This window comes from Amycolatopsis sp. NPDC114505, from assembly GCF_055633615.1.
The window spans coordinates 317,747-331,367 of the sequence record NZ_JBVKDV010000006.1 but is presented as its reverse complement, the minus strand read 5'-3'; the positions used below and the strand labels follow the sequence as shown (position 1 = coordinate 331,367).

Annotated in this window: 13 protein-coding genes; 4 read left to right on the top strand and 9 right to left on the bottom strand. The window is 72.1% G+C overall.

Annotated elements, in window-relative coordinates; all coding sequences use genetic code 11:
• Positions 1-63: 63 nt before the first annotated feature.
• From ACZ7OU_RS48005 to ACZ7OU_RS47985, 5 genes are all read right to left on the bottom strand, one after another.
• Complete coding sequence (locus ACZ7OU_RS48005) at positions 64-1,656, bottom strand: ATP-dependent acyl-CoA ligase (RefSeq protein ID WP_470260411.1); 1,593 nt, start codon at positions 1,654-1,656, stop codon at positions 64-66.
• A complete protein-coding gene (locus ACZ7OU_RS48000) occupies positions 1,653-1,964 on the bottom strand; it encodes a zinc ribbon domain-containing protein (RefSeq protein ID WP_470260410.1) in 312 nt (103 codons plus the stop codon). The genes ACZ7OU_RS48005 and ACZ7OU_RS48000 overlap by 4 nt, the downstream gene beginning before the upstream one ends.
• Positions 1,961-3,025 carry a thiolase family protein gene (locus ACZ7OU_RS47995; protein ID WP_470260409.1) on the bottom strand — a complete coding sequence of 355 codons (1,065 nt, stop codon included), beginning with the start codon at positions 3,023-3,025 and terminating at the stop codon, positions 1,961-1,963. Before ACZ7OU_RS47995 ends, ACZ7OU_RS48000 begins: the two co-directional genes overlap by 4 nt.
• Before the next feature lie 83 nt (positions 3,026-3,108).
• The gene (locus ACZ7OU_RS47990; protein ID WP_470260582.1) at positions 3,109-4,752 is read right to left on the bottom strand and encodes a thiamine pyrophosphate-binding protein; all 1,644 of its coding nucleotides are present in this window, start codon (positions 4,750-4,752) and stop codon (positions 3,109-3,111) included.
• 2 nt (positions 4,753-4,754) lie between these two features.
• Positions 4,755-5,561, bottom strand: a complete 807-nt coding sequence (locus tag ACZ7OU_RS47985; RefSeq protein WP_470260408.1) for a cyclase family protein — start codon at positions 5,559-5,561, stop codon at positions 4,755-4,757.
• A gap of 110 nt (positions 5,562-5,671) precedes the next feature.
• Here ACZ7OU_RS47985 and ACZ7OU_RS47980 point away from each other — a divergent pair, with 110 nt between their 5' ends.
• Positions 5,672-6,619: a LysR substrate-binding domain-containing protein gene (locus tag ACZ7OU_RS47980; protein WP_470260407.1), complete on the top strand. Its 948-nt coding sequence runs from the start codon at positions 5,672-5,674 to the stop codon at positions 6,617-6,619.
• Positions 6,620-7,035: 416 nt separating this feature from the next.
• On the opposite strand, the gene ACZ7OU_RS47975 is transcribed toward ACZ7OU_RS47980, so the two are convergent.
• From ACZ7OU_RS47975 to ACZ7OU_RS47965, 3 genes are all read right to left on the bottom strand, one after another.
• A complete protein-coding gene (locus ACZ7OU_RS47975; protein WP_470260406.1) occupies positions 7,036-7,224 on the bottom strand; it encodes a hypothetical protein in 189 nt (62 codons plus the stop codon).
• A 273-nt stretch (positions 7,225-7,497) separates the two neighbouring features.
• The gene (locus ACZ7OU_RS47970) at positions 7,498-8,262 is read right to left on the bottom strand and encodes an HpcH/HpaI aldolase family protein (protein WP_470260405.1); all 765 of its coding nucleotides are present in this window, start codon (positions 8,260-8,262) and stop codon (positions 7,498-7,500) included.
• A gap of 14 nt (positions 8,263-8,276) precedes the next feature.
• The gene (locus ACZ7OU_RS47965; RefSeq protein WP_470260404.1) at positions 8,277-9,266 is read right to left on the bottom strand and encodes an aldo/keto reductase; all 990 of its coding nucleotides are present in this window, start codon (positions 9,264-9,266) and stop codon (positions 8,277-8,279) included.
• 112 nt (positions 9,267-9,378) lie between these two features.
• Between ACZ7OU_RS47965 and ACZ7OU_RS47960 the strand changes: the two genes are divergently transcribed.
• Genes ACZ7OU_RS47960 through ACZ7OU_RS47950 form a run of 3 tightly spaced genes read left to right on the top strand, consistent with a single transcriptional unit; the run spans position 9,379 to position 12,457 of the window.
• On the top strand, positions 9,379-10,602 hold the full coding sequence (locus tag ACZ7OU_RS47960; protein ID WP_470260403.1) for a four-carbon acid sugar kinase family protein: 1,224 nt from the start codon (positions 9,379-9,381) through the stop codon (positions 10,600-10,602).
• Positions 10,599-11,624 carry a 4-hydroxythreonine-4-phosphate dehydrogenase PdxA gene (gene pdxA, locus ACZ7OU_RS47955; protein WP_470260402.1) on the top strand — a complete coding sequence of 342 codons (1,026 nt, stop codon included), beginning with the start codon at positions 10,599-10,601 and terminating at the stop codon, positions 11,622-11,624. Before ACZ7OU_RS47960 ends, pdxA begins: the two co-directional genes overlap by 4 nt.
• A 26-nt stretch (positions 11,625-11,650) precedes the next feature.
• Complete coding sequence (locus ACZ7OU_RS47950; protein ID WP_470260401.1) at positions 11,651-12,457, top strand: DeoR/GlpR family DNA-binding transcription regulator; 807 nt, start codon at positions 11,651-11,653, stop codon at positions 12,455-12,457.
• Here ACZ7OU_RS47950 and ACZ7OU_RS47945 read toward each other — a convergent pair.
• A complete protein-coding gene (locus tag ACZ7OU_RS47945; protein ID WP_470260400.1) occupies positions 12,441-13,610 on the bottom strand; it encodes a sialidase family protein in 1,170 nt (389 codons plus the stop codon). The genes ACZ7OU_RS47950 and ACZ7OU_RS47945 overlap by 17 nt on opposite strands.
• Positions 13,611-13,621: the final 11 nt, after the last annotated feature.

Below are 13,621 nucleotides of genomic sequence, written 5' to 3'. Positions count from 1 at the left end.
GTCCCGGTGGCCGGGGAAGGGGATGTGCCAAAGCGGGTCAGGTTCGGTGATTGCCGCCGACGGTCAGGCGGACCGGTTTCGCCGCAGGACTACGCCGGCCGCCTCGCGGTCCCAGTCGGCGCGCTCGGCTCCCCACTCCCTCAGCAAGGTCTTGCGCACCTTGCCGTTCTCGGTCAGCGGCAGTTCCGGGCACAGCGTCACGAAGCGGGGAATCGCGTAGTAGGCCAGCCGGGGTTCGCAGAAGGACACCAAGTCGACGAAGTCGATCTCTTGTCCCTCGACCGGGACCACGGCGGCCATCACCTCGTCCTCACCGAGCTCGGAGTCCACCGCGTACACCGCGACGTCACGGACACCGGGGTGCTGCGCGAGAACGCTTTCGACCTCGACGGAGGAGATGTTCTCGCCGCGACGGCGGATCACGTCCTTGATGCGGTCGACGAACCTGATCCACCCGTCCGCTTCGAGCACCATCCGGTCGCCGGTGTGGAACCACAGGTCCTGCCACGCGGCGACGGTGGCGTCGGGCATGCGGTAGTAGCCGGAGGCGAAGGCGAAGGGCTGCTCGCTGCGCAGCAGCAGTTCGCCCGGTGTGCCAGGAGGAACGTCGAGTCCGTTCTCGTCGACGATCCGGGCGGAGAACCCCTCTTGAAGGCGTCCGATGAATCCCGGCCGCTGTTCGGTCCGGCTCGCGGAGATCACCGCGTTGGTTTCGGTCGAGCCGTAGCCGTCGATGAGGACGACACCGAACCGCTCCTCGAACTGCCGGAGCAGCCCGGCGGGGGTGGCCGGCGCCAGTGCCGCGGTCACCCGGTGCGCCCGGTCGTGCGCTCCGGGCGGGCGGCCGGCCAGGATGCTGATCATGGCGCCCAGCAGGTAGGTGAAGGTCGCCCCGCTGGCCGCCACGTCCGACCAGAAGGCGGAGGCGGAGAAGCGCGGGCCGATGACGTACTGGGCTCCGCTGACCAGCGCCTGGCTGAAGGCGTTGAGCGCGTTCGTGTGGAACAGCGGCAGGCAGGTGTGCAGCACGTCGGCCGAGGTGATGCCGAGCTGCGCGGTGACGTTGCGGCCCCACCAGGAGAACTGGGCGTGCGGGCAGACGACTCCCTTGGAGACCCCGGTGGTGCCTGAGGTGTAGAGGATCACCGCGGGATCGCCCGGGCCGACCACCGCCGGCTCCACGGCGCGGCCGCCGTCCGGGATCAGGTCGACGGGGACCGGCAGCACCGAGCCGGCCTCGCCCTCGTCCAGCAGCCAGATCTGGCGCAGCTCCGCGGTGCTCGGCAGCGCCTCCACCTGGGCGAGGAAGGGGTTTTCCAGAACCAGCAGCTCCGCTTGCGAGTTGCTCAGGATGTGGTGGAGCTGCTCGCCCCGCGCGGCGGTGTTGATCGGCACCGCGACGGCACCGATCCACGCGCAGCCCAGGATGAGGTCCAGCAGCTCGACCCGGTTGGACGCCATCAGCGCCACCCGGTCTCCCCGCTCCACCCCGTGTTCGCTCAGCAGGCCTCCCGCGACGGCGACCCGGTCCAGCATCTCGGCGGCGGTCCTTCGCGTCTCCCCGCAGCGCAGCAGCGTGCTCTCCGGGGTGGTCTCCGCGCGCCATCGCAGCAGTCCGGAGACGCTCGCACGGGAAAGGTCGAGCTCGGCGCTCATGACAACTCCTCTCGGGGCAGGCTGATCGGCGGTACGAAGGCGACGGGACGGCCGGACGCACCGGGGTCGTCGGTGAGTTCCACGACGTCCCCGGGCTCGACCGGGCCGTGCAGCCTGGCCACGAGCAGCGGTTCGGGGTCACACGCCACCGACGCGATGACGACGTCGCCGAGGTGGGTCAGCTGTTCGACCACCCCGCGCTCGACACTGACGGGCGCCAGCTCGTCACCCCCGCAGCGGGGACACATCAGCCGGGCGGGGAACCATCGGCCACCGCACGTCCGGCAGTTCTGCACGGTCACACTCATCCGGCTGCCTCCAGGAGCCCGGCGGTGGCACACGCGCCGTAGCGGTAGAGCACCATCCCGTATCCGCTGAACAGGCCGAGCCGGGCATCGACCTGCCGCTCCCCCGCCTGGCCGCGCAACTGCCGGACGACCTCCACGAGTCCGTGCATGCCGCCGGCGGAACCCGGCTGGCCCGCCGAGAGCTGTCCGCCGGAGGTGTTGACCGGGAGCTCGCGGGTGGCGAGCCGCTCGGCGATGAAGGCCGGCAGCTCACCCCCGGCGACCAGACCGAGATCCTTGAGCTGGGCCAGCGCCATGGCCGGGTAGTCGTCGTACACGCTGACCACGTCGACGTCGGCGGGCCCGTGGCCGGCCGCCTCCCACAGCTCGGGCGCGCAGTCGGCCAAGCCGGTGACCAGTCCGTCGCCCGTCTGGTCATCGGTGTTGTAGCGGGCCGAGACGGCGAGCACCCTGGCTCGGCGCGTGCCCGCGGCCCGTTCGTCGGCCGCGACCACCACGGCATCGGCGCCCGTGACCGGCGGCACGCAGTCGTACCGGCCGAGGGGTTCGGCGACCACGGGAGCGTTCAGGTAGTCGTCGAGCGTCAGTGGCGCGCGGTAGACGGCCCCGGGGTTGAGCGAGGCCCATGCCCGTTGAGCCACCGCGAGTCGCCCGTAGTCGGTACGAGTGAGCCCCTCGGCTGCCATCTGACGCTGGGTCAGGAGCGCGAAGAGGGCGTTCGGTCCGAGCATGTCCAGCGGAACCAGCTGCTCGGCGGTCGCCCGGTTGTATTCGGCCACCATCTTGAGGTGCACCTGCTGGTCCATCCGGTCGCCGGCCACGAGCACCACGACCGAGGCGTCGCCGGACTCGACGGCCCGCACGGCGTGCTGCAGCATCGTGCCCGCGCTCGCGCCGCCGTTGGTGTCCTGCATCAGCCAGCGCAGCCGCAGCCCGAGCCGCCAGGCCAGGTCGACGGCGTGGTCCGGACCGAGGGTGAAGCTGCAGGCACCGAAGCCGTCGACTTCGGCGGGCTGGAGGTTCGCGTCGGCGAGAGCGCGGCGGACGGCGTCGGCGAGCACCCCTTCCGTGGTCGTGCCGGCTGCCGGATGCCGTGTGTAGGGCGACTCACCGGCGCCGATGACGGAGACGCCGCTGGGGCGCCTCAGTGCCCGAAAGCTTCCTGCAGCCACCAGGACCCCCCATCCGAGGTGATCTTGGCGTCCAGCACCAAGGGACGGACGGGGCCGGCCGACAGCCACTCCTTCACCGCGTGCACGTCCTCGGGCCGCCGGACGGTCAGCGCCTCGCACCCGTGTCCCCGTGCGAGCGCCGCGATGTCCACGTCGGGGAAGGTCACCGCGTCGAGGCCGCTCGCGCCGGCCCCGAAGTGGTGCACCTCGGCGCCGTACATGGCGTCGTTGTAGACGACGATCACCATGGGCAGACCCAGCCGTACGACGGTCTCGAGCTCCGACAGGCCCATCAGGAAGCCGCCGTCACCGCAGCCGGCCACGGGCAGCCGGTCGGGGCGCGCCAGTGCGGCACCGATAGCGGTCGCCAGGCCCAGGCCGACGGACTGGAACGCCTGGGTGAAACAGAACCCGTACTCGTCCGGCACGTCGAGGTACATGCTCGGGTAACCCAGGAAGTTGCCCGAGTCCACGGAAACGATCCGCTCGGCGGGCAGGAGGTCGTTGAGCGCGACGGTCAAGCTGCGCGGATCGACCCGCCCGTCCCCCGACGCGTCCTCGAACCCGACCTGGTTCCAGCGCAGGCCGGACCGGATCCGCTCGGCCACGTCCGGAGTGCGGTAACCCGTGCGCCCGCCGGGCGAGTTCGCGCGCAGCCACGCGGCCGCGGCCCTGGCCGTTCCCGCGACACCGCCCCACAGACCGAGGTCCACGTCACGGTGCACGCCGATGGCCTCCGGGTCGATGTCGACCTGGACGACGGTCGCGTCCGGCGCGATGAGCCGGCCGTGCCGCATGGTCCACATGTTCAGCGCGCAGCCGAATCCCACCAGCAGGTCGGCGCCGGAGATGAGTTCGGCCGTCAATGGCGAGGAGAAGCCACCGGAGACGTCGATGTTCCAGTCGTCGCCGGCGAACATCCCGCGGGAGACGGCGGAGGTGGCGAGGAGCGCGCCCGCCTCGGCGGCAAGTTCGCGGACGGCGTCCCGGGAGCCCGGGGAACGGCCTCCGCGTCCGACGACGAACACCGGCCGCTCGGCGCGTTCCAGCAGGCGGCCGAACGTGGCTATCTCGCTGTCGTCGGGCCGCGGTTCGGCGACCCGGCGGTGCTCCCGGGCCGGGGCCTCCGCCTCCAGGAGCGCGTCCTGCACGTCGATCGGAACATTGAGGACGACCGTGCGCCGCTGGTCGCGGCAGATCGCGAAGGCCTGTGCCACATCGTCGAGGGCGGTGCGGGGAGACCGGACGCGGAGGGCGAGCGCCCCGACCCCGACGGCGATCGCCGCCTGGTCGAGCGCGAAGTTCGAGGTGGGATCGGCGGCTTCGGCGGTCAGCACCAGCAGCGACGTCCGGCTCTTCGCGGCCTCGGTGATGCCGGTGAGGGCGTTCGTGTAGCCGCAGCCCTGGTGCAGGGAGAGCACGGCGACCTCGTCGGACATCCGGGCGTACGCGTCCGCCATGGTGGCCGCGCCACCTTCGTGACGAGCGGCGACGAAGCGGGCACCGCCGCGCACCATCGCGTCGGTGAAGTGGAAGTTGCCGCTGCCCACCACACCGAAGACCGCGCGGACTCCGAGATCGGTGAGCTGCCTGCCGATGGCCTCGTGGACGAGCATGGTCACTGGGCTTCTCCGTTCTCAACGAGGGCCAGGATCCGCGCCGGGCTGCCGGACCCACCGGCGATGCGGAGCGGAGCGACGATCAGGACGGCGCCGGTGACGGGCAGCCGGTCGAGGTTCTGCAACTGGGTGACGCCGTACTTGCCCGCGCCCAGCAGGTAGTGGTGCGCCGGGAACTGCGGAGTGAAGGTGAACGCCTGCCCGGCGTCGGTCCCGACCGTCTCCACGCCGAGCCCGACGATCGGTGACTCGTCGGCCAGCCAGCGGGCGCAGCCGGCCGTGATGCCGGGCGTGTGCGGCCCGCTCTCGTCGGCGTTGAGGAACAGCTGCTGGTCGTGCGAGCGCGCGGCCCAGCCGGTCCGGTAGAGCAGCCAACCGCCCTCCGGAAGCGGGCCGTTGTGGTGCTGCCACTCCTCGAGGTGCTCGACCGTCAGCAGGAAGTCCGGGTCGGCGGCGCACTCGGCGGACTTGTCGATCACGACGGCGGGAGCGGCCAGGTGCCGGACCGGTACGTGGGCGACATCCCCCTGCTCGGCGCCGGTGACCCAGTGGCACGGCGCGTCGAAGTGGGTGCCCACGTGCTCACCGGTGTGGATCGCGTTCTGGTAGGACGTGCGCCCACGCTCGTCGTACCGGGCCAGCTCCTCCAGCTCGAAGCGTGGGATCGGCGCCATGTCCGGTGGGAGGTCGAGCACGGGCGTTGACGGCGACAGGAGGGCGGTCAGGTCGACCACCTCGACGCCGCCGGACGCCAGCGCGGACGTCAGGCCGCCCAGCGGGCTCTCTGCGGTGGGTGTCCAAGACATGGCCACATCATTTGGCAGAGATCCGGCCTTGACTAATGCTTCTCCGGTCGTCGCTATGCATGATTGGGTATACCGGGGCCCAACGCTATGTTACAGAGAGATGTCGAGACATGAACGTGGACCACATCCTGGACGGCCGGCTGAAACTGCGTCACCTCGTTCTCGTGACCGTTGTGGCCGACGAGGGCACCCTGGTCGGCGCCGCCAAGGCGATGCACGTCACCCAGCCGGCCGTGACCCGGAGCCTGCAGGAGATCGAGGCGATCATCGGCGTCGAACTCTTCGCCAGGGGACCCCGCGGCGTCCGCCCGACCCAGTACGGCGACATCCTCATCGAGCACGCCCGCGCGGTGGTGGGCAATTTGCAAGCCGCGGCCGGACGCATCCACGGGCTCCAGCGTCTCGGCATGGAGCCGGTACGGGTCGGAACCATCCTCGCCGGCGCGTACTCCCTGCTGCCGCAGACCCTGATCCGGCTCAAAAAGGCCCACCCGCACCTCACCGTCTCGGTCGTCGAGGCGATGCCCGAGGAACTCGGCCTGCAACTCTCCCGAGGCGAAGTGGACGTACTGGTCGGCAGGCTCCAGCCGTCGACCTCGCGCGCCACTCTGCGTCACGTACGGCTCTACGAGGAACCGGTCCGCCTCGTCGTCCGGCACGAGCACCCCTGCCTCGACACACCCACCAGCGGCATCGAGGACCTCATGGACCTGCCGTGGATCCTGCCGGGCCGGAACAGCCAGCTGCGTCAGGAGATCGACGAACTCTTCGACCGCCGGGGTCTGCCCCTCCCCGCGAACATCATCGAGTGCTCGACGATCCTCACGCTGCGGACGGTCCTGGTGGAAACCGACGCCGTCGCCCCGCTCCCCATGCTGATCGGCGCACGGGACCCGCAACTCGCCGTGCTGCCCGTGGGGCTCGACACGGTGCCGCGCGAGATCGGGATCACCACGATCGCCGACCGGCAGCCGTCCGCGAGCACCCGGCTCCTGATCAAGGAGATCGTCGCAGTCGCCCGGGGGACCGACCCCGTGCTACTGGAAGCACAGCGATGACGGGGGATTCGCACGCCAACTGATCACCACAGCCGCCACCGGCGCGGTCGTCGGGACGGTGGACCGCCTCGTTGACGCTGGTCCGCACCCCAACCCCGCGAACGCCCCGCCGGGGTCGGCGGCTGCAACGGCTCGCACCCGGTCCCCGAACCGTGCCGAGCGTGAGCTGGATGTTCCGGCAACGTCTCGCCGGGCACGGCGTCGCGCGACGCTTCAACGAGCGTGGTGTCTCATGCTCGTCAAGCGCCGACCCGGACCGCGGCAAAACCAGCCGCACGGCCAGACCGAAGGGAAATGCGGATTCTGTCTTGCCGAGGAAGGCTTGGACGCCTGCTGCGAAGTCGTCGGTGCCCGGCGACATCTCCGTCGCCGGGTTCGACGACTTCGTGGCGTGTTGTGGTGGAGCCGGGAAATGTTCAGGGTGCGGGAGGCGCCGTCGGCCGGAAGCTGGACGCGACCTCGGCGCGCCGGTCGGGTGGGCTTGCCGCGGTCAGCAGCGCGAGCGCGGCGCGGAAGGTGGTGCCCTGGCCGAGTCCGGCGAGGGCTGTGGCGACGAGCAGGAGCGTGAGCGACCCGAACGCGAGAGCTCCCGCGAGCACCAGCACCCGAAGGTCAGGGTGGCCGACCCCACCGGCAGGGCGCGCTCGTGCAGCCGCGGGACCAGGACGGCCAGGCCGACGGTCGAGGCCATGAACAGCCAGCAGGCCCGGCCGGCCGGCGCGGGCCGGGACGGCGAGCAGGGTGCGCAGGAACAGCGTTGTCACGGCGGTGAACAGGGGCCGGGGCGCCGACTTCGGTGCGGTGCAAGTGGAACAACGCAGGTGTCGAGAACGCTCCGGTGCCGCAGACACGCCAGGGGTTCGCCTTCAGGGACGACCTCAGCTCTTCGCTGCCCCCAAGTGAGCCGACGACGCCTGCTCCAGGTGAGTGAGGTCGCTGGCCACGGTCGCGAGGGTGTAGCCCTCCCCCAGCCGCCGGGCCGCTGTCGCGCCGTCGCTCGTGTGGATCCCCGCGGCCACCCCGGCTTCGGCCGCGGCGCGGGCGACGCGGGCGATGGCGGCCTCGAACTCGTCGGCGACCGCGGGGTCGCCCGGATAGGCGCCACCGACGGCGAGGCACAAGTCCGAGGGACCGACGTAGACGCCGTCGAGGCCCGGGGTCGCACAGATCTCCTCGACGTTGCGCAACCCTTCCGGTGTCTCGATCATCGCAAGGACCACCGTGTTCGCGTCCGCGTCGGCGGGGCGCGGGCCGATTCGGAGAGCCGAGCGCATCGGCCCGTACGAACGGATTCCACCCGACGGCGGGTAGCGGGCCGCGCGGACGGCGGCCGCGGCCTGCTCCGCGGTGTCGACGAGCGGGACGATGATGCCGCGGGCTCCGGCGTCGAGGGCGCGGCCGATCGGCGTCGGGTCGTTCGCCTCGACGCGCACCATGCCCGCGCTGCCGCCCGCGTCGACGGCCATCAGGTTGTGCAGCAAGTCGCTGTAGCCCAGCAGGCCGTGCTGGCCGTCGAGGCAGACGTAGTCCCAGCCGAGGCGGGCCAGCCGCTCGGTGGAGACGGGCGAGGCGAGCACCACCCAGTAGCCGAGGATGCGCTCCCGCGCGCGGACGCGGCGGGCGAAGTCGGTCGGGTCCACCATTTGATCTCCTGGGCTCATCGGTTGTAGGCGGGCATCGGGCCGCGCAGTGCGTCGCCGACTTCGTCGCACGCCGCGATGACGTCGTCGGGCAGTGGCCCGCGGGCGACCGCGTCGATGTTGGCTTGCAACTGCTCGACGCGCGAGCCGCCCAGGAGCAGCGCGTCGGAGCCGGGGCGCCCGCACAGCCACCGCAGGCTCAGCTCGACGAGGCCGATCCCGGCGTCGCGGGCGATCGCCGACAGCCGCCCGACGGCGTCGAACAGAGCGCGATTCCAGTAGCGGTCGGTGTACATGGCGGCCACGCGCGAGGTGTCGAAACGCCCGCCCCGCGCGGGCTGGTCGAAGGAGTACTTGCCGGTGAGCAGCCCGCCACCGAGGGGGTTGTAGACGATGGTCGGCAGCCCGGTGGTGCGGGCGAACTCGACGTACTCCTCCTCGATCCGCCGCGAGAGCAGGTTGTAGAGCTGCTGGCCGACGGACGGTCCGGGGACCCCGGCGGCCGCGGCGGCGTGGTTGAGCTCTGCCACCTGCCACGCGGCGTAGTTGGAGATGCCCCAGGCGCCGATGCGGCCCTCGCGCAGAAGCTCGCCGAGTGTCTCGATGGTCTCGCCGATGGGGGCATCGCGGTCGGGCTGGTGCAAGTAGAGGAGGTCGACGTGCTCGGTGCCGAGCCTGCGCAGGCTGCCCGCGACGGCGGCGCGAAGCCCGGCGGCCGACAGCGGGGAGTGCTCGCCGATGTCGGGGTGCGGCATTCCGGCCTTGGTCGCGAGCACGACGCGGTCGCGGCGCCCGCGCAGGAGGTCGCACAGGATCTCCTCGGTGGTGCCGCCCGCATAGGCGTTGGCGGTGTCGATGCCGGTGACGCCCGCGTCGAGCGCGGTGTCGACCATCCGGGCGGCAGCGGCGACGTCGGCGGTGTCGCCGAACGTCATCGTGCCGAGCACCAGCCGCGTCGGCCCGACCAGCCTGTCGAGCGTCGTCGCGGCGGTATCGGACGCGGTCATCGGTTCCTCCTGCGGATGGACTCACTGTGTCGGGTAACTCTGGCATTTTTGCGCGATCTGCGCAAGAATCACCGCGTACTGCACATTATGCGCGACTTGAGGAGGGTACCTGGTGGCTACGACCGCGCCGCGGGTCCTGCTGCTCGCGGACGACGTGTCCGGCGCCGCCGAGGCCGCCGCGGCGCACGGCGGCCCCACGCTCCTCCGGCTGTCCGCCGGCTCCGATTCCGCCGCGCGGGCCGCCGCGGTCCTCGCCCTCGACCTCGACTCGCGGGCGGACGACGCAACGGTCGCGGCGGCGGGACTGCGAGAAGCACTGGCCACACACGCTGCCGACCGCGAGGTGCTGGTCAAGATCGACTCACTGTTGCGCGGGCACGTCGGCGCTGTCGTCGGCGAGGTGCGCTCGCTGGGGCGGCCCGTGGTCGTCGCTCCCGCCTTGCCGGTCGCCGGGCGGACCGTCCGAAGTGGAGTAGTACACGTCGACGGCGTCCCGCTGCACCACACCTCGGCCTGGGCCGCGGAATCACGCGAAGCCCCTGAGTCGGTCGCCGCGGCCGTCGGCCTTCCGGCGCGGGTGCTCGGCCTGCCGGTGGTGCGCGGTCCCCGCTTGGCCGACGAAATGCTGACCGCGCACCGTGCCGGCCGCGTCATAGTCGGCGACGCGGAGCGCGAAGACGACCTGGATGCTCTCGTCGCCGCGGCAAGGGTGGCCGGGGCGACCCTCGTCGGCGCGGCCGGTCTCGCCGCCGCGGCGGGACGGGCCGCAGCGTGGCCCGACCCGGGTGGCGAGGCGGGCGAGAACTGCGGTGCGCCGTTGCTCGTGGTGGTCGGCACGGCGGCTCCGTCGGCGCGCGAGCAGGTCCGCAGGTTGCACGACTCGGGTGCGCGGGTGGTGGCCGTGGACGCCGACGCGTCATCCGTCGCACCGGCTCGCGATGAGCTGGCCGCGGCGCTGCGCACCGGAACGGCCGTGCTCGCGGTGTCGCCTCGTTTCGTGGGCGAGGCCCGGGTGTCCGAGCTGCTGGCCGCGCTGGTGTTTCAAGCGCTGCAGGACAGTCCCGCACCGGTCGACCTCGTGCTCACCGGCGGGGAAACCGCCCGCCGGACCCTGGATGTCCTCGGCATCTCCGAGCTCCGCCCGCTGCGCCAGGTGCACCATGGCGCGGTGGTCAACCGGGCTCCCGACGGGCGCACCGTCGTGACGCGCCCGGGCAGCTTCGGCGATCCGGACTCGCTCGTCGCCATCGCGCGCACCCTGCGCGCAGGTCACCTACAAGACATGAACCAGGACGGCCCGTCCGAATCGGGCCGCGCCGGACAAGGAGGACGATGAGTACCGCTGGACTCGGCCCTGTGGTCGCGGTGACGATGGGAGACGGGGCAGGTATCGGCGCCGAGGTGGTCGTCGGCGCGCTCCTGGCCCCGGAAACGTACGCGATGTGCCGGCCCGTGGTGATCGGGGACGCGGCCAGGCTGCGCCGCGCGGCCGCGGTGCTGGAGCGCGACGCCGACGTCGTGGCGGTCGGCGAGGTGGCGGACGCGGTGTTCACGCCGGGCCGGATCAACGTGATCGACCTGGGGCTGCTGCCCGAAGACCTGCCTTGGGGTCGGATCTCGCCGGTAGCGGGGAACGCGGCCTACCAGTACGTCGCCGCCGCCGCCCGGCTCGCCGTCGCCGGGGAGGTGCACGCGATCTGCACCGCCCCGCTGAACAAAGAGGCACTGCACGCGGGCGGCCACGTCTACGCCGGGCACACCGAGATGCTCGCCGACCTCACCGGCACCGACGAGGTGTCGATGATGCTGACGACGCCGACGCTGCGCGTCATCCACGTGACCACCCACCTCGGGCTGGTCGACGCGATCCGGGTGATCGAGCCGGGGCTGGTGGAGCGCACCGTGCGGCGCGGCTATGACGCGTTGCGCCGCGCCGGCGTCGACGCGCCGAAGATCGGGGTGTGCGCGATCAACCCGCACGCGGGTGAGAACGGGCTGTTCGGCTACGGCGAGGAAGAGGAAAAGATCATCCCTGCGCTCGAGGTGCTGCGCAGCGACGGGATCGACGCCGAGGGTCCGCTGCCCGCCGACACGGCCTTCTTCCTGGCCGGGCGCGGTGACTACGATCTGATCGTGGCGATGTACCACGATCAAGGGCACGGGCCGGTCAAGGTCCTGGGCATCGAGGCGGGCGTCAACATCACCGTGGGGCTGCCGGTGATCCGGACGTCGGTGGACCACGGCACGGCGTTCGATATCGCCGGGACCGGGCGCGCGGACCCGCGCAGTATGGTCGAGGCGCTGCGCCAGGCCGCCGCGCTGGCCACCCGCCGGTCCGCCACGGGCCCGGCGGCCTGACCGGCTGCGGGATGGGAAGGTAATCCATGGCTGTGAGTACGCGCCGTCGTCGTGAGCAGATCGTCCGCATGGCGCGCACCACCGGCTTGGCGAGCGTCGACGAACTCTCCACGGTCTTCGGGGTGACGCCCTCCACGATCCGGCGCGACCTCGCCCTGCTCACCGAGCAGGGCGAGGTCGCCCGGACCTACGGCGGGGCGATGGCGGTCGCCGCGCACCCCGAGGAGCCGCTGCGCCAGCGCACCGGTGAGGCGTTCGAAGCCAAGCTCGGCATGGCCCGGTGGGCCGCGGCACAGATCCGCGCGGGCGAGACGGTGCTGCTGGACGCGGGATCGAGCGTCGCCGCGCTGGCGCACGAGCTGCGCGAGCGCTCGCCGCTCACGGTCGCGACCACCGGCATGACCGTGGTCGAGGCACTGGGCGGCGCGGAAGGCGTGCGCGTGGAATGCCTCGGCGGCACCTTCCGGCCGATGTCCGGCGGCTTCGTCGGGCCCCTCGCCGAAGCCTCGCTGGAACGGCTGAGCTTCGACCGGGTGTTCCTGGGCGCGGACGGCGTCAGCGCCCAGGACGGAATCTGCGAAGCCGAGCTGGCGCAGACCCGGCTCAAGGAGCTGATGATGGCCCGCGCGACGCGGGTTTACGTGCTGGCCCACGCCGCGAAGCTGGGCCGCCGGCCGTTCCACGCCTGGGCGCGGCTGCCCGACAGCTGGACACTGGTGACCGACGACAAGGCCGACCCGGCCGCCGTGGCGCCGTTCGTGGCGCGCGGCGTCGAAGTGATCACCACGCGCCCGAACGGAACCGCCGCCAGCCCGGTCAGCCCAGGAGCGTGACCGGCAGGGTCACGGCGCGGATGGCGCGCCGGGCCCAGGTGTAGGCGATCTCCAGCTCGTCGCCGCGGCGCACGACCGTGGGGTAGGACATCTCCCGGTCACCCGGCGTGCCGTCGTAGAGCACCGCCGGACCGCCGGCCGCCCCCGGATCCTCCCGGGACGCCTCGAGCACGCAGGCCCGCCGCCAGGTGCGCCCGGCGTCCTCGGACACCGACACGGTGAGCGGCACCCGCCGCACGCCCCACACCGCGTCGCGGTCCAGCTCGACCGGCGCGCCTTCGGCCACTCGCTTGATCATGTCGTCCGAGACCGCCTCCGGCGGCGCCGTCACGGCGTCGACGTCGTTGTGCACCAGCGCGATCGCCCCGGACGCCAGCGTCACGGCCTGGATCGAGGAGTTGTTGTTGGGCAGCTCGGTCGGCATCGGCGCGGACCAGGTCCGGCCGTCGTCGCGGGACTCGCTGCGGTACACGCGGTCGGCCCAGCGGCTGCGGAACAGCCCGATCAGCAGGTTTTCGCCCAGGTCGAGGATGTCCATGTGGACGCAGCCGGTGCTGTCGGGCACGGGGTGCTCGGTCCAGGTCCGCCCGCCGTCGGTGGAGCGCAGGACAAGGCTCACGTCCGCGTCGCCCTTCCAGGACCGTCCGGGCACCACCCGGCAGTCGAACGCGGGAAGCAGCTGCGTGCCCGCCGCGGTCGTCACCACCGGCTGGCGGATGAACAGGCCCTCCCGCGGGCTCAGCTGGGTGACCGGCCCCCAGGTGCGCCCGCCGTCGGCGGAGGTGCGCGAGCGGACGACGGATGTGTCCTGGCTGCCGTACTCCTGTGCGGTGTAGAGCAGCCGCAGAGTCTCGCCGTCGTGGTGCAGCACGGGGTTCTGCTCCGAGCGTGACGGGTCGTCGGACACCTGCTGCGGAGCCGACCACCGGTCGCTGCCGGCGGGGCGGCGGGCCAGGTGGATCGAGACGTCAGGGTTTCCCTCGCTGCTGCCGCCGAACCAGGCGCACAGCAGGTCGCCGCCGGGCAGCGCGCACAGGAACGAGGCGTGGCTCTGCGGGCCGGGCGGCGGCAGGAACGCCGAGCTGACCCCCGGCAGGTGCGGGTGCGCCCGTACGAGGCCGTCGAGGGGCACGTCAGGCAGGTCGTCGGTCATCAAGGTCCTCC